The following is an 18176-nucleotide window of genomic DNA, read 5'->3' as shown; positions in this document are numbered from 1 at the left end:
TCGTGACCAAGACAACCGGCGATGCGACCGGCCGGCCAGGGAATTCAGGGAGAAAGAAAGATGAACGTCGCCCCGGGCAAGAATGCCGTCAGCACCATTCCGTTCGATCATGCCAGGGTCGATCGGCTGATGGAGGAGGCCGGCATCGATGTGCTGCTCGCCACCTCCAAGCACAACACGCAATATCTGCTTGGCGGCTACAAGTTCATCTTCTTCGCCGCCATGGATGCGATCGGCCACAGCCGCTATCTGCCTGTTGTTGTCTACGAGAAGGGTGGGCCCGAGCATGCCGCCTATATCGGCAACCGCATGGAGGGCGGCGAGCACCAGAACAACCCGTTCTGGACGCCGACCTTGCACGCCGCCTGCTGGGGCACGCTCGACGCCGCCAATCTTGCGGTTGAGCACCTGACGAAAATCGGCAAGGGCAACGCCCGCATCGGCATCGAGCCGGCTTTCCTGCCGTCGGATGCCTACACCCTGATCCGCAAGGCGTTGCCGGACGCCAAGCTGATCGACGCGACTGATATGCTGGAGCGGATGCGTGCCATCAAGACGGAAGCTGAGCTGGAGAAGCTGCGCATCGCCTCCGAACTGATCACCGATTCCATGCTGGCAACCACTGCCTGGGCACGCGAAGGCACGACCAAGACCGAGATCATCGAGCAGCTCAGGCGCGAGGAGACCAATCGCGGCGCGCATTTCGAGTATTGCCTGCTGACGCTCGGCGCCAGCCATAACCGCGCCGGCTCACCACAGGCGTGGAAAAAGGGCGAGGTGATGTCGATCGATTCCGGCGGCAATTATCACGGCTATATCGGTGACCTCTGTCGCATGGGCATCTTAGGCGAGCCGGACGCTGAACTGGAGGATTTGCTGGCCGAGGTCGAGACGGTGCAGCAGGCTGCCTTTTCCAAGGTGCGCGCGGGCATGCTTGGCGGCGATATGATTTCCTATGCCGAGGGCGTGCTGAAAGCGTCGAAGGTCGCGCCGTATACCGATTTCTTTGCCCATGGCATGGGATTGATCACGCATGAAGCGCCGTTCCTGATGACCAACCATCCGGTGACATATGAAGGCACTTACGCCGAAAAGCCGCTGGAGAAAAACATGGTGCTCTCGGTCGAGACGACGATGCTCCACCCGACGCGCGGCTTCATCAAGCTCGAGGACACAGTGGCGGTGACAGATGCCGGTTACGTCATGTTCGGCGATCGGGGCAGGGGCTGGAACAGAGGTGGGATGGCTTAGCACGCGCTTTGCGATCAAAACCCAATCACTCTGAACGACCAAGGTCGACCCAAGCAGATCTTGCCAACGTTGTTCCTGGAAGCACGGCGTGAAATCGTTGGTGCGCCTCGACAGATCTCAGGGCTCCGTCGCGTCGAAATCAATCGCAAATCCAGCGTCGATCGCCCTTCGTGCAATGAGATCGCCAAGTTCCCAATCCGTGAGTTCGCAAAGCGGAAACATTCTCCTCACGGAGTGGTTAACCTCGGATATCGAAATGCTCGGCCTGCCGACGTTGTCGATCAGGTATCGGACGATCGCCTGGCGAACGTCCGATAAGGTAGGCGTCTGCCCCAGCGCGGGCATCTCCGGCCCTACGAATGAAGCCGTGGTTCTACGCCAACGGCCGTTGTTACGTCGAAAGCGACGGGCACACCGTGAGCGATGCATGCCTCCGCCAGCATCTCCTCCAACTCGAGATCGGTGGCCTTGCAAGCCGGCATGAGTGTTCGGATGGCGCGGATTGCCTGTGCGATCGAAAGGAAGCGGGCCTTGCCTCTGGAAAGGACATAGGCCTCGGCAGCCCTTTCAACCGTGACGGTGTGAAAAGTATTGGTCATCAAGATTTCCTCCCTGAAACCCGTTGCCAACATGATTTACGGCCAACTCGCGGCGGTCTTCAAGATTATGTCTGAAAGCGGACAATCAAGCGGAGGCCAGGCCGAAATAGCGTTGCTCCTCCTCGCCGTAAGCGCCATGGGTTAGCTTTATCATTCCGGCGCGGTCGACGATGGTGATCTCGCCGCGCTTGGCGTGAACCAACCCCCGATATTCAAGCATTTGAAGGGCAGTGGTAACCCCTGGGCGGCGAGAGCCAAGCATGGTCGCCAGAAATTCATGCGTCAGGTAGATCTTATTGCCTTCAGCGCGGTCATGGACCATCAGCAACCAGCGGGCCAGCCGTTCCTCGATTTTCGAATGACCGTTGACGAGTGCCGTCCGGGACGACTGGATAAGGAACGCGTGGGCATAGCGGAGCAGTGACTCGCGAAGGGTGGAGCTTTCTGCAACCGCAGAGCGAAGATTTTCAGCCGGCAGGATCCAGCCATTGCCGGCGACCTGGATATAGGTTTCATTGGAAGAGCTGTCCTGGCCGAGAATGACTGCAACCCCCGTCATGCCGTCATAGCCGATGATGCCGACTTCGCTTTGCCGGCCTCCGGTCATGGTGGCGACCACCGAAGCGATACCGGCTTCTGGAAAATACACATGCTCGATCGGCTGATAAGGGATTTCCAGCCGGGCTTTAATGCCCAGTTCGACGTGACGCATTGTCGGCTGCAAAAGCGCGAAATCCTCTGAGGAGAGGGCTTTCAATACCTGGTTGCGAAGCGGGAATTGAGGCACAGCTCTCTCCCTGACGGGCAAGAGCGCGTGCCTCTTACTGTCGGCTGCATCCGAAGCCGCTGGCGGCCGATATGGAATCATAGGCTTTTAATGCGCGATTGGCAAAGCCTCGCCGGCGCCGAAGCTGAGTTTCCTCACGAAGCGAGGCGAGATGGTTTGCCAGCAAACCGGCGGGAGGCATTCGACCTGCCACCGGCGACCCAGTTGCTAATTAATGACTCCCGCCGGGCGGCAGCAGTCTGAAATCCGGCAGGTCGCGCAGCGCCAGTTCCGGCCCGGCCGGCGAATAGACGACGAAGAGTTGCATGGGTCCGTCGCCGGTGTTCAGCGTCGAATGGAATCGGCTTTCCGGCACATAGATGGTGCAGCCGGGGCCGACCTTCGCAACGACCGGATTGCCCGTCTCGTCCTCGACCATCTGCTCGCCATTGCCCGATATGACGAAGATGATCTCCTCGGCACCGGGATGGTTGTGGCGCGTGTGGCCCTTGCCGGACGGCAGGTCGACGACGCCGCCGGAAAAACGCGTCGCGCCGTTCACCTCGGGCGCCACCGTCAGCGACAGTCTGCCCCAGTCGAAGCCGAAAGCGCTGACATCCTTCGGATAGACGAACACCTTGCTCTGGTCGGTCATCGTCTCATCCCTTCTTTTTCTTCGCAGTCGTTTTGGCACCGCTTTTTTTTGTTTGCGCATCGGATTTTCCCAAAACCGGTTCCCACTTTTGGGTCCGATGCTCGAGCGTGACGGCCTTGAAATCGGTGGTCTGCCTGGCGATCGCCGCTTCTGCCGGCAGCCGTTCCATGGAGCTCGCGCCATAGAAGCCATGCAGGCCCTTGCAGCGTTCGAGGATGTATCGGGCGTCGTCCGGCATCGAGATCGGCCCGCCATGGCAAAGCAGGATAACGTCCTTGCGCACCGAGCGCGCAGCGGCTGCGATCGCGTCGATCTCCGTCACGCAGTCGTCCAGCGACTTGGCCGACGTGGCGCCAATCGAGCCGCCGGTGGTCACCCCCATATGGGCGACAACGATGTCGGCGCCGGCCTTGGTCATGGCGCGCGCCTCGTCGGGGTTGAACACATAGGGCGTGGTCAGGAGGTCGAGCTCGTGTGCTGCGGCGATCATGTCGACCTCGAGGCCGAAGCCCATGCCGGTTTCCTCAAAACTCTGCCGCATCTGGCCGTCGAACAGGCCGATGGTCGGAAAGTTCTGCACGCCGGAAAAACCCATCGTTTTCAACTCGGCCAGCAGCAGCGGCATGATGACGAAGGGATCGGTGCCGTTGACGCCGGCCAGCACCGGCGTCTTCTTGACCACCGGCAGCACCTCGTAGGCCATTTCCTTGACGATCTCATTGGCGTTGCCATAGGCGAGAAGGCCGGCGGCCGAGCCGCGGCCGGCCATGCGGTAGCGGCCGGAGTTGTAGATGATGATCAGGTCGATGCCGCCGGCCTCCTCGGCCTTGGCCGACAGGCCGGTGCCGGCGCCGCCGCCGACGATCGGCACGCCGCCGGCAATCATCTTGCGGAACTTTTCCAGGATTTTCTTGCGCGGTATGGCGGCCATGTTTTCTTCTCTCACTGTCCGGCGATGTCGAGAAAGGCCGCTGTTGCCGCCTTGGCGAATTCGGAGTCGTTGATGTGCAGCGGCAGGCGCGTCACGCGTCGCGTGTTATCAGGCACGATCGTGCGCTCAATGGCCTCGAAGAGTGCTGCATCGGCTTCAGGGTCGAAAAAGGCGCCGCCTTCGATGTCGAGCGCCGAGACGCCCTTTTCGGGAATGAGGAACCGGACCGGTCCCTGACAGAGGCTCAGCCTTGCGCCGATCCATTCGCCGATCTTGCGGCTTTCGTCAGGTGTCGTGCGCATCAGCGTCACGTTCGGATTGTGCTCGTAAAACAGCCGCCCGCTATAGCGTTCCGGAATGGTCGGCGGCGCCCAGAAATTCACCATGTCGAGCGCACCGACCGAGCCGACATAGGGCAGTTTCGTGCGGGCGATCGCGCCGAAGCGGTCTTCGGTTGCAGGCAGCACGCCGCCGAACAAGAGGTCGCAGACCTCGGTTGTGGTAATGTCGATGACGCCGGACAGCAAGCCGCTGTCGGCCAGCTTTTCCATGGTGCGGCCGCCGGTGCCGGTGGCGTGGAAGACCAGGCAGTCATAGGTCGAGCGAAGCTGCTCGGCGATGGACGTCACGCATGGCGTGGTGACGCCGAACATGGTGAGCCCGATCGACGGCTTGCCGTCGGGCGGCGCCGCCGGTTTTGCAGCCATGCCTGATATCGCCTGGGCGGCATTGTGCAGCACGACACGAGAAAGCCGGTTCAGGCCGGCCATGTCGGTCACCGACGGCATCATGACGATGTCTGAGACATCGATGTAAGGCGCGGTGTCGCCCGAGGCGAGCGTCGAGACCATGATCTTCGGCAGGCCGAGCGGCAGAGCGCGCATGCCTGATGTGATGATCGAAGTGCCGCCACCACCGCCGATGCCGATCACACCTGATATATCGGTGCGCGATTGGACAAACCGGGTGAAGGCGATGGCCATTGCCGCGACCGCGGTGCCGCGGTCGTCGATGCCCAATACGGCACTGCTGCCACCGGGATGGTAGCCGGCGACCTCTTTGGCCGGGACATCGACCGGCACGGTGGCATCGCGCGTTCCGACATCGACACGGGCGACAGCAGCACCGGTGGCAGCGACCGCATCGGCCAGAAAAGCTAGTTCCTCACCCTTGGTGTCGGCGGTGCCCACCACATAGACGCGCTTCATGGGCGTGCCTCCCTGGGGGCTGGCTGAACGGTGGCCGCGTTCAGTACATGAGAACGGAGTGCGCTACGGCGCCCCCCTCTGTCCTGCCGGACATCTCCCCCACTTGGGTGGAGATCGGCAGTTCGCTCGATCGGCGCCTTCCATGCGATGTAGGAGATTGGCGAAGGTGCAGATGACAGCCAATCTCCCCCCTCGTGGGGGAGATGTCCGGCAGGACAGAGGGGGGCGCCGTGGGGCTTCAACGTAACCAGAGGGATGGCCATTGCAATTTTTTGAGACGCGCGTATCGTATTGACATGAATGTCTCACGTCAACAAGCGGCGGTTTCCGAAGACGCCGGCTCTGCCGCGCGCGGACCGCGGGCGCGCACAAGGCGGTTGATGCTGGAGACGGCGACAAGGCTGATGCAGGCGGGCGCCACGCCCTCGGTCAGCGAGGTCGCCGAAGCGGCGGAAGTCTCGCGCGCCACTGCCTATCGGTATTTTCCAAGCCAGGCGGCGCTGGTGCAAGCGGTGGTCAACGAAGGCCTCGGGCCGATCCTCACCTGGAGATCAGCCTCGACCGATCCCGAGCGCCGGGTGGTCGAACTGTTCGACACGGCCATGCCGCGCATCGAGGCCTTCGAGGCAACCTTCAAGGCGGCGCTGAAGCTGTCGCTCGACCAGTGGGCGCGGCGGCAGGCCGGCACACTGGGCGGCGAGCCGGCGTTTACGCGCGGCCATCGCGTCGATCTGCTCAAGGACGCAATCGCGCCGCTCAAGGACAGGCTGCCGCCACGCGAATTCAAGCGCCTGGCCCAGGCCCTGTCGCTGATCTTCGGCGTTGAAGTACTCATCGTGCTGAAGGATATATGGGGGCTGGACAGCCGCAAGATGATGTCGGTAGCGCAATGGGCGGCCGGCGCCCTGGTACGAGCTGCGGTGATGGAATCGATGACCGAAGGAGACAGAAGCGCGCCAGCGACAGCCACGAAATAGTCTTGATCTGGTTCGACCAGATGGCGTTGCCAGTTGCTGATAATAGTCGTGGTGCCGTAGCCAAAACAAGGCTCTTGCGTATCAAGGAGTAGGAAAATTTAAGAAAAACAGGCAGATGTTGCTGGAATCCGCTTGTCTGAGGGCCTGCCATCGTCCAAGAAAGAGCTTGACGTGCGCCGGAAATTGGTAATACCAGATCAGGACAATAAAGCGGATTAAAAGTGAGGGCTGCGAGCCATTTTCGGCTGGGCGAGGAGGCTCAAAACCGGAACGCTGCCGTCACGGGAGGAACTACCAGGGTCGGCTCGCCGCCGGCTCGCATGATACGGTAGAATGCGCACAAGGGAGGAAATCATTATGCGCAAGACAATGACCAGTATGCTTGCTGGTATCGGCTTAGTGCTCGCCTGCGGAACGTCCGTCTACGCGCAGGATAAGGAACTCACCATATTCTGGGCTGAATGGGATCCGGCAAACTATTTGCAGGAACTCGTCAACCTTTACGAGGCCGAAAGCGGCGTGAAGGTCACGGTCGAAACCACGCCTTGGCCCGACTTCCAGACCAAGGCGTTCACCGAGTTCAACGCCAAGGGCAGCGCCTACGACATGGTGGTCGGCGACTCCCAGTGGATCGGCGCCGCCTCTGAGGCCGGCCACTATGTCGACCTCACCGACTTCTTCAACAAGCACAATCTGAAGGAAGTGATGGCGCCGGCGACGGTGAAATACTACGCCGAATATCCGTCCAACTCCGGCAAATACTGGTCGATCCCGGCCGAGGGCGACGCGGTCGGCTGGTCCTATCGCAAGGACTGGTTCGAGGATCCGAAGGAGATGGAGGCCTTCAAGGCCAAGTACGGCTACGATCTCGGCATACCGAAGGACTGGAAGCAGCTGCGCGACATCGCCGAATTCTTCCACCGTCCCGACGAGAAGCGCTACGGCGTCGCCATCTATACCGATAACTCGTATGACGCTCTGGTGATGGGCGTCGAGAACGCCATCTTCTCCTTCGGCGGCGAACTTGGCGACTATGCCAGTTACAAGGTCGACGGGATCATCAACTCCGAGCAGAACGTCAAGGCGCTCGAGGCTTACAAGGAGCTCTACTCCTTCACTCCTCCTGGTTGGGCCAAGAGCTTCTTCATCGAGGACAACCAGGCGATCACCGAAAACCTGGCGGCGATGAGCATGAACTATTTCGCCTTCTTCCCGGCGCTCATCAACGAAGCCTCGAACCCGAATGCAAAGGCCACCGGCTTCTTCGCCAACCCTCCAGGACCGAACGGCGACCAGTTCGCCGCGCTCGGCGGCCAGGGCATCTCCGTCATCTCCTATTCCCAGAATCAGGAAGAGGCGATGAAGTTCCTGGAATGGTTCATCAAGGAAGATACGCAGAAGAAATGGGCGGAACTCGGCGGTTACACGGCAAGCGCCAAGGTGCTCGAGTCGCCTGAATTCCAAAACGCCACGCCTTACAACAAGGCCTTCTACGAAACCATGTTCAAGGTGAAGGACTTCTGGGCGACGCCGGAATATGCCGAGCTGCTCATCCAGATGAACCAACGCGTCTATCCGTACATCACCGGCAATCAGGGCACGGCCAAGGAAGTGCTCGATTCACTCGCCGCGGATTGGAACGCGACGTTCAAGAAATACAACCGCGTGAAGTAAACGGCATTAACGCTCGGAGGGGGCGGTAGCCTGCCCCTTCCGTTTTCTTTTCCGGACAAGGAAGGAACGGGCCTTGGCCACTGCAGTCATGACCACCCTGGATCCCAACTCGCGCTCCGCCGCCCGCGGCATGAGCGATCTCACGATCCGCAATCTCTTCATCATTCCGACGATCGTTTTCCTGATCGTCTTCAACATCTTTCCGCTGATCTATTCGCTCGGCTATTCGTTCACCGACTTTCGCGCATCGAGCCCGGCGGCGGCCAATTTCGTCGGACTGCAGAATTACCGCGAGCTGCTCAACGACCCGTTCATCTGGTCGAATTTCGCCATCACCGCCAAATATGTCATCGTCTCCGTCGTCGGCCAGGTCATCGTCGGCTTCGGCGTGGCGTTGCTGCTCAACCGCGATATCCCGTTGAAGGGCCTGCTGACGACCCTGCTGCTGTTGCCAATGATGCTGTCGATGGCTGTCGTCGGCCTGTTCTGGAAGCTGCTCTACGATCCGTCCTTCGGCATCATCAACTATACGCTCGGCCTCGGCTCCTTCGAGTGGCTGTCCAACCCCGACATGGCGCTCTACGCGGTTGCCATCACCGACATCTGGATGTGGTCACCCTTCGTGATGCTGCTGTCGCTCGCCGGCCTGTCGGCAGTGCCGAAGCACCTCTACGAGGCGGCGGCGATCGACCGCGCCGGCTCGTTCTACACCTTCTTTCGCATCACGCTGCCCTTGGTCGCGCCGATCCTGATGATCGCGATCATCTTTCGCACCATGGAGGCGTTCAAGACCTTCGATCTCGCCTACATCCTGACCAGCCAGCCAACCACCGAGGTGATCTCGATCCGGCTCTACAAGATGGCGTTCCAGGAGTGGCAGACCGGGCGCTCCTGCGCGCTAGCCTACATCGTGCTGATCATGATCCTGGCTATCACCAACATCTACGTCAAATACCTGAACAAGGTGAAGGAGCGCTAGAATGGCCGCTGTCACCACCTCTACCGAGCGTTCGCTCAACAAGCTCGCCATCGTCGGTGTGCTGATCATCACGATGATCTTCCTGGCGCCGATCTACTGGATAGCCTCGACGGCCTTCAAGCCGCGCAACCTTGCCACCACCATTCCGCCGACGGTGATGTTCCAGCCTGAGATATCACCCTTCGTAAAGCTCTTCACCAAGCGGTCGCAGTTGCGCACTGCGCCGACGCCGGAACAATACGCCGCCGCCCCGTGGTGGGAGCGGCTGGTGTTTGACGGCGGCGAGAAGGTGGTGCGCTCGGGCAGGGGCGAGGTGCAGTGGTCCGGTTATCCGAGCCGCTTCATGAACTCGCTGATCGTCGCCATCACCTCGACCGTCCTGGCCGTCGGCATGGGCACCTTCACGGCTTACGGGTTCTCGCGCTTCAAGATAAAGGGGGAACAGGACCTGCTCTTCTTCATCCTGTCGACGCGCATGCTGCCGCCGGTGGTGGTGGCGATCCCGATGTTCCTGATGTACCGGGTCGTCGGCCTCAACGACACGCATTGGGGCCTGATCATCCTCTACACCGCCTTCAACCTCAGCTTCTCTGTATGGCTGATGAAGGGGTTCATGGACGAAATTCCGAAGGAGTACGAGGAGGCGGCGCTCGTCGACGGCTACACGCGCATGGAAGCCTTCTTCAAGATCGTGCTGCCTGAGGCCGCCACCGGCATCGCCGCCACCGCCGTGTTCTGCTTCATCACGGCGTGGAACGAATATGCCTTCGCGCTGATCATGACCAACCGACGCGCCCAGACGGCACCGCCCTTCATTCCCAGCCAGGTCGGCTCCGGCCTGTCGGACTGGACGGTGATCGCCGCCGGAACCTTCCTGTTCCTGCTGCCTGTCGCGATCTTCACCTTCCTGCTCCGCAACCACCTCTTGCGCGGCATGTCCTTCGGAGCGATCCGCAAATGATCCGCCATGCTACAATCCAACGCACGGCCGAGATCGTGATGGTGTGCGGCATCATAGCGCTCTGCCAGCCGTGGAATCTCTTCCTGCATCGCTACGGGCTGACGATCATCATCGTCGGGCTGGTGACGTTCATGATCACCGGCTGGGTCGGTCCAAGGCAGAAGCCGCAGGCGACCCGCACCCCGGAAAAAGAAGGTCACGCATGACCCAGATCGAGCTTCGTGGCGTCCAGAAATTCTTTGGCGCCGTTCAGGTCATCAAGGACCTCAATCTCAAGATCGACGACAACGAGTTCATCGTGCTGCTCGGACAGTCGGGCTGCGGCAAGACGACGACGCTTCGCGCCATCGCCGGGCTGGAGACGATCGACGGCGGCGATGTCCTCATCGACGGCAAGCCGGTTCAGCATCTCAAGGCTGCCGACCGCGACATCGCCATGGTGTTCCAATCGTTCTCGCTCTATCCGCATATGAGCGTCTACGAGAACATCGCTTTTCCGTTGCGCGCCATGCGCAAGAGCAAGGCGGAGATCGACGGCGAGGTGCGCTCGGTCGCCAAAGTGCTGCAGATCACCGACCTGCTCGGCAAGAAGCCGTCGGCGCTGTCGGGCGGCGACATGCAGCGCGTGGCCATTGGCCGGGCGCTGGTGCGGCGGCCGAAAGCGATGCTGATGGACGAGCCGATCGGCGCGCTCGACGCCAAGCTGCGCGAGGAGATGCGCGCGGAGATCAAGCGGCTGCACATCAAGCAGGGCTCGACCACCATTTACGTCACCCACGACCAGATCGAGGCGATGAGCCTAGCCGACCGCATCGTCATCATGCATGAGGGCGTTCTGCAACAGGTAGGCAGCCCATCGGACGTGTATACGCACCCGGCCAATTTGTTCGTCGCGCAATTCGTTGGCTCGCCTGTGATGAACGTCGCCAACGCGGCGGTGACGATGAACGGCTCCGGCGCCAGGGTCACCGTCGACGGGGCCGCGGAAGGGTTCCTTTTCCCGTCCGAGCTGGTCGGCCAGCTCGACGCCGCGAACGTCGGGCAGGACCATCTTGCGCTCGGCATCCGCCCCGAAGGAGTGATGGTCTCGCGCGAGGCGGCGGACGGTTATCTGCCGGTCGAGGCGCACATCATCGAACCGCTAGGCTCCTACGACATTGTCGACCTCAAGGTTGGGGCACAGATGTTGCGTGCCCGCACCCGTTCCGGTTTCGTCGGCAAGCCGGGGGTCCAGGTCTTCGCCAAGCTCGACCCGGCGCAGGCGCACTTCTTCGACACGACAAGCGGCAATTCGCTGGGGGTGAGACTCTGATGGCCCATATCCAGCTCAAGAACATCTCGAAGACATTCGGCAATCACACCGCATTGACCGGGCTCAATCTCGACATTGCCGACGGCGAGTTCTTCGTGCTGCTCGGCGAGACCGGAGCCGGCAAGACGACGACGCTGCGCATGATCGCCGGCCTGGAAAAGCCGGACGAGGGGCAAATACTCATCGACGGCGCTGACGTCGCTGACTGGGGTGCGGCCGAGCGCGACGTGGCGCTGGTGCTGCAGCAATATTCGCTCTATCCGCGCTACACGGTGCGCGAAAACCTCGAATTCCCGCTGAAGCCAAAAATCCGCCGCATCGAGCCGGACGAGATCAAGACGCGCGTCGACCGCGTTGCCAAGACCTTGCGCATCGAGCATCTGCTCGAGCGCAAGACGGATCGCCTCTCTGGCGGCGAGATGCAGCGCGTCTCGATTGGTCGCGCCATCGTCAGGAAGCCCCGCGTATTCCTGATGGATGAGCCCCTTTCGGCGCTCGATGCCAAGCTGCGCGAGGCGCTGCGCACCGAGTTGAAGAACATCCAGATGAACCTTGGTCAGACGTTCCTGTTCGTGACGCACGACCAGATCGAGGCGATGTCGATGGGCGACAAGGTCGGCGTGCTCAACCATGGCCGCATCGCCCAGACCGGCACGCCGTATGAGATCTACAACAATCCGCGCGACACCTATGTGGCGAGCTTCGTCGGCTCGCCGCCGATGAACCTCATCGACGGCAAGCTCGTCAACGGCCGCGCGGTGATGGCACCGCTGAATTTCGAACTGCCTTTTGCGGGGGGGGCCAAGACGAGCGGTGCGACCGACGGTCGCCCGCTCGTCTTCGGCATTCGTCCCGAGGATGTCTATCTCGAGAGCGGGGCCCCGGTGGAAGCGCGCGTCCACGATGTCGAGAACCATGGCGTCGAAAAGATCCTGACGCTGCGGGTCGGCGATGCCATGCTGCGGGCCACGGTGCCGGCCAGAACCGATGTCGAGATCGAGCAGCCGGTGCGCTTTGCCTGGGATCCGGACAAGGTGGTGCTGTTCGACAAGGCTAGCGGAATAAGCCTCCGTCACGCGGGCTAGAGCGCGTCTGTTGGGCAGCAGGATGCTCGGCGGCTTGAAGCCCCTGGCCAGATTTAGCCGGCTTGGCGGGTCTCAGCCTGTTCCTCGGCCCGGAAATGGCTGGGAGCCGACCCGATGACGCGCTTGAACGCCCGACTGAAGGACGCGTCGGATTCATAGCCCAGGCGAGCGGCGACGACGGAAATCTTCAGCCGGTCGCGGACCAGCCATTGCCGAGCCTGGTGCATTCTCACCTGGGTGACATATCTGGCCGGGGTTTCACCGACGATCGTCGCGAAGCGTTCCGCGAAACCCGATCGCGAGGCGCCCATCATCCTGGCGAGCGTTTCCACGGTCCAATCGCGGTCCGGTTCGAGGTGGATTGCCGCCAGCACGCGGCCGATCTCGCGGTCTCTCACCGCCGCGATCCATCCGGACGAGTCGCCGCAGCCGCGCTCGACCCACGAGCGGATGACGGTGGCGGCGAGCACATCGGCAAGCCGTGCGAGGATGCCGCCGGATCCGACGCGCTCCATCGTCACTTCGCGGGCCATGGCTTCCAGCAGATGCGGGATGCCGGGTTCATAGGCTTCCAACTCGTGCGCGCGCATCACGTCCGGCATCATGCCGAGCAATGGGTGCAAACCGTCGAGATTGAAATACATGCTGCCGAAAAAAAGCAGCGTCCCCGGCCGGCGACCTTCATTGGACATGCAGTAAACGTCCTTGCAGACCTCGGCGACCTTGTAGCCCTGGATCGGCGAAGCCTCGATACCCGGCTCGCTCGCCAGGACGTGTGCTGCACCACGCGGCAGCAGCACCGCGTCGCCCGCCTTGAGCTCCACCCATTCGCCGGACGGCTGCAGCAGCCAACATCCCTTGCGGCCGATGAAATGAAACCGTGCCGCCGTCTGGGCCGGAAACTGGAGGCCCCAGGGCTCCTGCATTTCACAGCGGCCGTATTCGACGCCGTCGAGCCGTAACCCGCGCAATATGTCTGTCAGCGGATCGCCGGTGATCGGAACTTTGGACGAATAGTCAAGCATGATGGTGTTTCTAGCATGGAAACTCCAGGCGGTCACTCCCTATGTTGCATTGCAGCCAAATGCTGCGCTGCAAACAGACCGGAGATTCCATCATGACCGAACCCGCGACAGGCGTCATGGACGCCGTTCTTGATCCCGCGGAAACCGACGAACGAGCCGAGCCGGCGTGGGGGGCGGTCGTGTCCCTTGCGCTTGGGGTGTTTGGGCTGGTGACCGCAGAATTCCTGCCTGCCAGTCTGCTGACGCCGCTGGCGCAGGACCTCGGCGTGACGGAAGGGACTGCGGGCCAAGCGGTGACAGCGACGGCCGTTGTCGGCGCGATAGCCGCTCCGACCATGGCCATCATCACCAAACGCCTGGACCGCAGGCTGGTCATGTGGGGACTGACGGTGCTGCTGATCCTGTCGAACCTGGTGGCGGCGTTTGCCTCCTCGCTTCCCGTTCTTCTGATCGCTCGCATCATGCTCGGGATCAGTCTCGGCGGCTTCTGGTCGATGTCGGCGGCCATGGCGATGCGGCTTGTTCCGATGCGGCTGATGCCGCGCGCCATGTCGATCATTCTCACCGGCGTTTCGGTGGCGACGGTCTGCGCCGCCCCGGTCGGCGCCTATGTCGGCGACATCTGGGGATGGCGAACGGCCTTCATGATCGCGGCGGTTGTCGGCGCCCTGGCGCTGCTCGTGCAGATCGCCACCCTTCCGAATCTGCCGCCGGCGGGCGTGGCAAGTGTTCGGACCTTGCTGGACGTGATGAAGCGCCCGATGATCAGGATTGCGCTTCTGGTGGTCCTGCTGGTCGCTTCGGGACATTTTGCCGGCTTCACCTATGTCCGCCCGTTTCTCGAGAAGGTGCCTGCGCTGGACATCGAGACGATCTCGCTTGTGCTGCTCGCCTACGGCATCGGTGGCTTCTTCGGCAATTTTGCCGGTGGCTTCATGGCCGAGCGCAGCCTCAAAACCGCCGTCGGCCTGGCGCCTTTGCTGATTGCTGTGGCCGCGGTGTTGCTGCTTACTCTCGGAGCCTCGCCAGTCGTTGCGGCGATAGCGGTTGCCGCCTGGGGCTTTGCCTTCGGCGCGGTGCCGGTCGGGCTGCAAACCTGGCTGGTGCGAGCCGCTCCCGACCAGGCTGAAAGCGCCGGCGGGCTGATGGTCGCCACGTTCCAGGTGGCCATCGCGCTGGGCGCCGTTTTCGGCGGCCTGCTGGTCGACAACGCCGGCGTTGCCAGTGCGTTCGCCTATTGCGGGATCGCGACGTTGCTGGCGGCCTTGGCGGCGTTCTTGCTTGGCCCGAGGAGCGCAACCTAAGCCATCCGCACGTGCGTCCAACGTAGGACGCCTCTTGCCTCCAAGAAATGGCCCGAAAATCGGTTATGGTTTTCGGGCCGTGGCGATTGCGGCGACGAAACGGCCCAGACTGTCTTCGACATAGGATGCAACTTCGACTTTCGGGTCGAAACTCCACCAAAGCAGCGAACCTTGCCAGTGCGATGCCATCAGCAGGCCGATATCCAACGGCGTGTTGGCCACCGAAGCAAAGCAAGAGTCGAGGATGTCGCACAGGGATGCCTTCCACGATGCCCCGCGCGCGCGAAGCACGGGATCGCGCAGATCTTCACGCAGGACGAGCAGGCCCTCGGCATAGGATTCAATGCCGCCATAGTCTCGCGATAGCGCCACCAGCAACCCGATCGCGCCAGCAGGGGTTCTCTGTATCGCATCGGCAAGCTTCGTCGTCTTCTCATCCAGCCTATCCCATGCCTGCAGCAAGGTTCTTTGCCGGAGCGTAGCCTTGTTCTTGAAACGCTGCACCAGGGTCGAGCCGGAAAGTCCGCAAGCCTTGGACAGCCGTTCGAATGTGAGGCTCTCCGGGCCATGCGCGTGGATCAGCCGGTTCGCCGCTTCGAGCACGTCTTCGTCGGACTGGGTTTTTGGCCGGGGCATCTTGACATCCATTTATAACCGAATGATCATTTATATATTATGGCACCGGCAGAGACCTGCACCTCCTGGTCGAATCGAGCTTTGGGAGAGCCTAATGACGCTTCGTGGAAAAGTCGCTCTGGTCGCGGGCGCCACGCGTGGCGCCGGCCGAGGCATTGCAGTCGAACTGGGCGCTGCCGGCGCGACTGTTTACGTCACCGGCAGGTCGACGCGCGGGCATCCGTCCGAATATGCGCGTCCTGAAACCATCGAGGAAACGGCGGAACTGGTTTCGGCGCTTGGCGGCAAGGGCATTGCCGTGCAGGTCGATCATCTGATTTCGGAAGACGTGCGCAAATTGGTCGACCGAATCCGTGCGGAGCAGGGCCGTCTCGATATACTGGTCAACGACATCTGGGGCGGCGAAAAGCTGTTCGAATGGAACAAGCCGGTCTGGCAGCACAATCTCGAGAACGGCCTGCGCATGCTCAGGCTGGCAATCGACACGCACCTGATCACAGCTCACCACGCGCTGCCCTTGCTGATCGAGCGTCCGGGTGGGCTGCTTGTCGAGGTCACCGACGGCACCTCCGAGTATAATGCAGACCACTATCGGCTTTCCCCGTTCTATGACCTCGCCAAAGTGTCAGTGACCCGCATGGCCTGGGCCCATGCCCAGGATCTTGCCCCGCACGGTGCCACCTCGATTTCGCTGACACCCGGCTGGCTGCGTTCGGAAATGATGTTGGAAGCTTTTGGGGTGACGGAGGATAACTGGCGTGATGCGACAGCGAAGGTGCCGCATTTCATCATTTCGGAGACACCGCGCTTCGTCGGCCGCGCGGTGACGGCGCTGGCGACGGACGCCGATCTCTCACGCTGGAACGGGCAGTCGCTGTCCAGCGGCGGGCTGGCGCGGGTTTATGGCTTTACCGATCTCGACGGCTCGCGGCCCGACGCGTGGCGCTACGTTCCCGAGGTTCAGGACGCCGGCAAACCTGCCGATGCGACGGGGTACCGTTAGACCGCTCGAACGCTGGGAGCCGGCAATAGTTTCGGTTTCAGGCCGCGCGGCCGTCGAAGTCGAAAATCGACACAGCGTCCAGATCGAGATCGTCTATGCAATGGATGTTGACGTAGGCGCTTCGTTCGCTCCCTTCGCTGACATCCTCGGCGAAGGGATGGATGCCGCAGGTCCGGCAGAACCGGTGGGCGATGACATGGTTGCCGAAAGTGTACCGGCCAAGATCGTCACCCCAGGCAAGCACCCGCAATGCCGCATGCGGCACGGCCCATAGCAGTGCGCCCTTGCGCGAGCAGATCGAGCAATTGCATCGCACGGCTCCGGTCAGATCGCCTTCGACCTCGAAGGCGATCTGACCGCAGTGGCAGCTGCCTTTGTAGAGCATCAGGTCTCCTCCTTCTTTCGACAGGGTGCAAATGTGCTTGTGCCGGGTTATGTCTCTGCAGGTCACGCACCAGTCGTTGCCTGTAAGACGTTGCAGGCGTCCGGAGTCCGACACCGAAAATGCAATCTGCCCGCGACCGCCTCGAAGTCGTCCTTTCGCGTCTCGCCGTCCGCGCGGACAATGAAAGCGTATTCGTAAAACTCTATCCGGAAGCCGGGCGGGCAGCAGCCGATGCCGCCGATATCAGGCGCAAGGCCGGCGTGACGCTCGGACCGCTCGACGGAGCGATCGTGTCGATCAAGGATCTGTTCGACGTCGCCGGCGAGCCGACCACAGCCGGTTCGTTGTTGCTCGGCACCGCGGCGCCGGCGCTGCGGGATGCCGTCATCGTTCGACGATTACGGCAGGCGGGTGCCGTCATCTTCGGCAAGACCAACATGACCGAATTTGCCTTCACCGCGATCGGCGTCAATCCGCATTACGGCACGCCTGGCAATGCGACCGACACCAGCCGGATTGCGGGCGGCTCGTCCTCAGGCGCCGGCGTTTCGGTCGGCGAAGGCACGAGCGAGATCTCGATCGGTTCCGACACCGGCGGCTCGGTCCGCATTCCGGCGTCGCTGAACGGTGTCGTCGGCTTCAAGCCGACCGCACGGCGTGTGCCACGCGATGGCGTTTTCCCGCTGTCCAACACGCTCGACTCCATCGGCCCACTCGCGCGCACCGTTGCCGAATGTGCCGCAGCCGACGCGGTGATGGCGGGCGAGGAGCCTGTGGCACTGGTTCCGCTTCCGCTGGACGGCCTGCGCATCGGCGTTCCACGCGGCGTGCTCTTCGAGGATATGGAAGAAGAGGTCGCGGCGGCGTTCGACCGATGTGTTGGCAAGGTAGAGCTTGCGGGTGCGCGTCTCGCCGATCTGTCCATCGATGACCTCCTTGCCGATTTGCGCGCGGTAACCAAGCGGGCCTCGATCGCGGCAATGGAGGGCGCCGAGGTCCATGCAGATTGGCTGGCGGCAGGTGCGACGACACCGGTCGATCCGCGGGTGAGCGAGCCGCTGTCGCGCGCTGCCGCCGTTCCGGCCACAGCCTATATAAGGGCAATCCGCCGCCGCACGGCGCTTGTCGCCGCCATGGACGAGCGGCTGGCGTCGATCGATGTGCTGGCCCTGCCGACCACGCCGGTCACCGCCCCGACCATCGTGTCGATGACCAGCGACGAAGTTCTATGTGAACGTACGGAAGGCCTTCTGCTGCGCAACACGCAAGTCGCAAACCAGTTCGATCTCTGCGCGATCTCGCTGCCGATGCCGGGAATGGCGCGCCCGGCCGGGCTGATGCTGGTGGCGCGCAACGGCCACGACCCCCGTCTGCTGCGCATTGCGGCTGCGGTCGAGGCATTGCTTGGCCGTTGAAGACGTGAAC

19 protein-coding genes are annotated in these 18176 nt (G+C 62.0%); 11 read left to right on the top strand and 8 right to left on the bottom strand.

All coding sequences use genetic code 11. The features are described from left to right. The first annotated feature begins 60 nt into the window (after nt 1–60). On the top strand, nt 61–1251 hold the full coding sequence (locus EN885_RS04660) for a Xaa-Pro peptidase family protein (RefSeq protein WP_128244098.1): 1191 nt from the start codon (nt 61–63) through the stop codon (nt 1249–1251). 353 nt (nt 1252–1604) lie between these two features. Here the strand turns inward: EN885_RS04660 and EN885_RS04650 are convergent, their stop codons facing one another. From EN885_RS04650 to EN885_RS04630, 5 genes are all read right to left on the bottom strand, one after another. Further along, nucleotides 1605–1850 (bottom strand): hypothetical protein, encoded by a 246-nt coding sequence (locus EN885_RS04650; RefSeq protein WP_128244100.1) that lies wholly within the window; start codon nt 1848–1850, stop codon nt 1605–1607. 85 nt (nt 1851–1935) lie between these two features. After that, the gene (locus tag EN885_RS04645; protein ID WP_128244101.1) at nt 1936–2637 is read right to left on the bottom strand and encodes a Crp/Fnr family transcriptional regulator; all 702 of its coding nucleotides are present in this window, start codon (nt 2635–2637) and stop codon (nt 1936–1938) included. Nucleotides 2638–2848: 211 nt separating this feature from the next. Further along, nucleotides 2849–3271 carry a cupin domain-containing protein gene (locus EN885_RS04640; RefSeq protein WP_128244102.1) on the bottom strand — a complete coding sequence of 141 codons (423 nt, stop codon included), beginning with the start codon at nt 3269–3271 and terminating at the stop codon, nt 2849–2851. 4 nt (nt 3272–3275) lie between these two features. Further along, on the bottom strand, nt 3276–4202 hold the full coding sequence (locus EN885_RS04635) for a phosphoenolpyruvate hydrolase family protein (protein WP_128244103.1): 927 nt from the start codon (nt 4200–4202) through the stop codon (nt 3276–3278). A gap of 11 nt (nt 4203–4213) precedes the next feature. Then, nucleotides 4214–5410 carry a Tm-1-like ATP-binding domain-containing protein gene (locus EN885_RS04630; protein ID WP_128244104.1) on the bottom strand — a complete coding sequence of 399 codons (1197 nt, stop codon included), beginning with the start codon at nt 5408–5410 and terminating at the stop codon, nt 4214–4216. Nucleotides 5411–5706: 296 nt separating this feature from the next. On the opposite strand from EN885_RS04630, the gene EN885_RS04620 reads away from it, so the two are divergent. The 7 genes from EN885_RS04620 (at nt 5707) to EN885_RS04590 (ending at nt 12398) form a co-directional block, all read left to right on the top strand. Then, complete coding sequence (locus tag EN885_RS04620) at nt 5707–6387, top strand: TetR/AcrR family transcriptional regulator (protein WP_128243652.1); 681 nt, start codon at nt 5707–5709, stop codon at nt 6385–6387. A 357-nt stretch (nt 6388–6744) separates the two neighbouring features. Beyond that, entirely contained in the window at nt 6745–8061 is a 1317-nt protein-coding gene (locus tag EN885_RS04615; RefSeq protein ID WP_095488235.1) for an ABC transporter substrate-binding protein, read from the top strand. Nucleotides 8062–8134: 73 nt separating this feature from the next. Next, nucleotides 8135–9040 (top strand): sugar ABC transporter permease, encoded by a 906-nt coding sequence (locus tag EN885_RS04610; RefSeq protein ID WP_029348308.1) that lies wholly within the window; start codon nt 8135–8137, stop codon nt 9038–9040. A gap of 1 nt (nt 9041) precedes the next feature. Further along, entirely contained in the window at nt 9042–10001 is a 960-nt protein-coding gene (locus EN885_RS04605) for a carbohydrate ABC transporter permease (RefSeq protein ID WP_128243651.1), read from the top strand. Then, a complete protein-coding gene (locus EN885_RS04600) occupies nt 9998–10207 on the top strand; it encodes a hypothetical protein (protein WP_128243650.1) in 210 nt (69 codons plus the stop codon). Before EN885_RS04605 ends, EN885_RS04600 begins: the two co-directional genes overlap by 4 nt. Beyond that, nucleotides 10204–11313: an ABC transporter ATP-binding protein gene (locus EN885_RS04595; RefSeq protein WP_128243649.1), complete on the top strand. Its 1110-nt coding sequence runs from the start codon at nt 10204–10206 to the stop codon at nt 11311–11313. The genes EN885_RS04600 and EN885_RS04595 overlap by 4 nt, the downstream gene beginning before the upstream one ends. After that, nucleotides 11313–12398: an ABC transporter ATP-binding protein gene (locus EN885_RS04590; RefSeq protein WP_128243648.1), complete on the top strand. Its 1086-nt coding sequence runs from the start codon at nt 11313–11315 to the stop codon at nt 12396–12398. Before EN885_RS04595 ends, EN885_RS04590 begins: the two co-directional genes overlap by 1 nt. 53 nt (nt 12399–12451) lie before the next feature. Here EN885_RS04590 and EN885_RS04585 read toward each other — a convergent pair whose 3' ends face one another. Then, on the bottom strand, nt 12452–13423 hold the full coding sequence (locus EN885_RS04585; protein ID WP_095488245.1) for an AraC family transcriptional regulator: 972 nt from the start codon (nt 13421–13423) through the stop codon (nt 12452–12454). 92 nt (nt 13424–13515) lie between these two features. On the opposite strand from EN885_RS04585, the gene EN885_RS04580 reads away from it, so the two are divergent. Continuing rightward, nucleotides 13516–14727, top strand: coding sequence for an MFS transporter (locus EN885_RS04580; RefSeq protein WP_128243647.1), 1212 nt, complete (start codon nt 13516–13518; stop codon nt 14725–14727). Between the two features lie 63 nt (nt 14728–14790). On the opposite strand, the gene EN885_RS04575 is transcribed toward EN885_RS04580, so the two are convergent. Beyond that, entirely contained in the window at nt 14791–15363 is a 573-nt protein-coding gene (locus tag EN885_RS04575) for a helix-turn-helix domain-containing protein (RefSeq protein WP_128243646.1), read from the bottom strand. A gap of 94 nt (nt 15364–15457) precedes the next feature. On the opposite strand from EN885_RS04575, the gene EN885_RS04570 reads away from it, so the two are divergent. Then, nucleotides 15458–16366, top strand: a complete 909-nt coding sequence (locus tag EN885_RS04570) for an SDR family oxidoreductase (RefSeq protein ID WP_128243645.1) — start codon at nt 15458–15460, stop codon at nt 16364–16366. 37 nt (nt 16367–16403) lie between these two features. On the opposite strand, the gene EN885_RS04565 is transcribed toward EN885_RS04570, so the two are convergent. Continuing rightward, nucleotides 16404–16751: a GFA family protein gene (locus EN885_RS04565; protein WP_127292778.1), complete on the bottom strand. Its 348-nt coding sequence runs from the start codon at nt 16749–16751 to the stop codon at nt 16404–16406. A gap of 119 nt (nt 16752–16870) precedes the next feature. Here EN885_RS04565 and EN885_RS04560 point away from each other — a divergent pair, with 119 nt between their 5' ends. Beyond that, nucleotides 16871–18166: an amidase gene (locus tag EN885_RS04560; protein ID WP_128243644.1), complete on the top strand. Its 1296-nt coding sequence runs from the start codon at nt 16871–16873 to the stop codon at nt 18164–18166. Nucleotides 18167–18176 lie beyond the last annotated feature (10 nt).

It is taken from the genome of Mesorhizobium sp. M6A.T.Cr.TU.014.01.1.1 (assembly GCF_004022765.1).
Taxonomy (GTDB): domain Bacteria; phylum Pseudomonadota; class Alphaproteobacteria; order Rhizobiales; family Rhizobiaceae; genus Mesorhizobium; species Mesorhizobium mediterraneum.
Note: the sequence above shows the minus strand (reverse complement) of the source record. Positions and strands in the feature narration are given on the sequence as shown.

What these genes read in the sequence shown, in the direction of transcription:
- EN885_RS04660 (WP_128244098.1), top strand. Translation starts at nt 61, where the DNA reads ATGAACGTCGCCCCGGGCAAGAATGCCGTCAGCACCATTCCGTTCGAT.
- EN885_RS04650 (WP_128244100.1), bottom strand. Translation starts at nt 1,850, where the DNA reads ATGACCAATACTTTTCACACCGTCACGGTTGAAAGGGCTGCCGAGGCC.
- EN885_RS04640 (WP_128244102.1), bottom strand. Translation starts at nt 3,271, where the DNA reads ATGACCGACCAGAGCAAGGTGTTCGTCTATCCGAAGGATGTCAGCGCT.
- EN885_RS04635 (WP_128244103.1), bottom strand. Translation starts at nt 4,202, where the DNA reads ATGGCCGCCATACCGCGCAAGAAAATCCTGGAAAAGTTCCGCAAGATG.
- EN885_RS04630 (WP_128244104.1), bottom strand. Translation starts at nt 5,410, where the DNA reads ATGAAGCGCGTCTATGTGGTGGGCACCGCCGACACCAAGGGTGAGGAA.
- EN885_RS04620 (WP_128243652.1), top strand. Translation starts at nt 5,707, where the DNA reads ATGAATGTCTCACGTCAACAAGCGGCGGTTTCCGAAGACGCCGGCTCT.
- EN885_RS04615 (WP_095488235.1), top strand. Translation starts at nt 6,745, where the DNA reads ATGCGCAAGACAATGACCAGTATGCTTGCTGGTATCGGCTTAGTGCTC.
- EN885_RS04605 (WP_128243651.1), top strand. Translation starts at nt 9,042, where the DNA reads ATGGCCGCTGTCACCACCTCTACCGAGCGTTCGCTCAACAAGCTCGCC.
- EN885_RS04600 (WP_128243650.1), top strand. Translation starts at nt 9,998, where the DNA reads ATGATCCGCCATGCTACAATCCAACGCACGGCCGAGATCGTGATGGTG.
- EN885_RS04595 (WP_128243649.1), top strand. Translation starts at nt 10,204, where the DNA reads ATGACCCAGATCGAGCTTCGTGGCGTCCAGAAATTCTTTGGCGCCGTT.
- EN885_RS04590 (WP_128243648.1), top strand. Translation starts at nt 11,313, where the DNA reads ATGGCCCATATCCAGCTCAAGAACATCTCGAAGACATTCGGCAATCAC.
- EN885_RS04585 (WP_095488245.1), bottom strand. Translation starts at nt 13,423, where the DNA reads ATGCTTGACTATTCGTCCAAAGTTCCGATCACCGGCGATCCGCTGACA.
- EN885_RS04580 (WP_128243647.1), top strand. Translation starts at nt 13,516, where the DNA reads ATGACCGAACCCGCGACAGGCGTCATGGACGCCGTTCTTGATCCCGCG.
- EN885_RS04575 (WP_128243646.1), bottom strand. Translation starts at nt 15,363, where the DNA reads ATGCCCCGGCCAAAAACCCAGTCCGACGAAGACGTGCTCGAAGCGGCG.
- EN885_RS04570 (WP_128243645.1), top strand. Translation starts at nt 15,458, where the DNA reads ATGACGCTTCGTGGAAAAGTCGCTCTGGTCGCGGGCGCCACGCGTGGC.
- EN885_RS04565 (WP_127292778.1), bottom strand. Translation starts at nt 16,751, where the DNA reads ATGCTCTACAAAGGCAGCTGCCACTGCGGTCAGATCGCCTTCGAGGTC.
- EN885_RS04560 (WP_128243644.1), top strand. Translation starts at nt 16,871, where the DNA reads ATGCAATCTGCCCGCGACCGCCTCGAAGTCGTCCTTTCGCGTCTCGCC.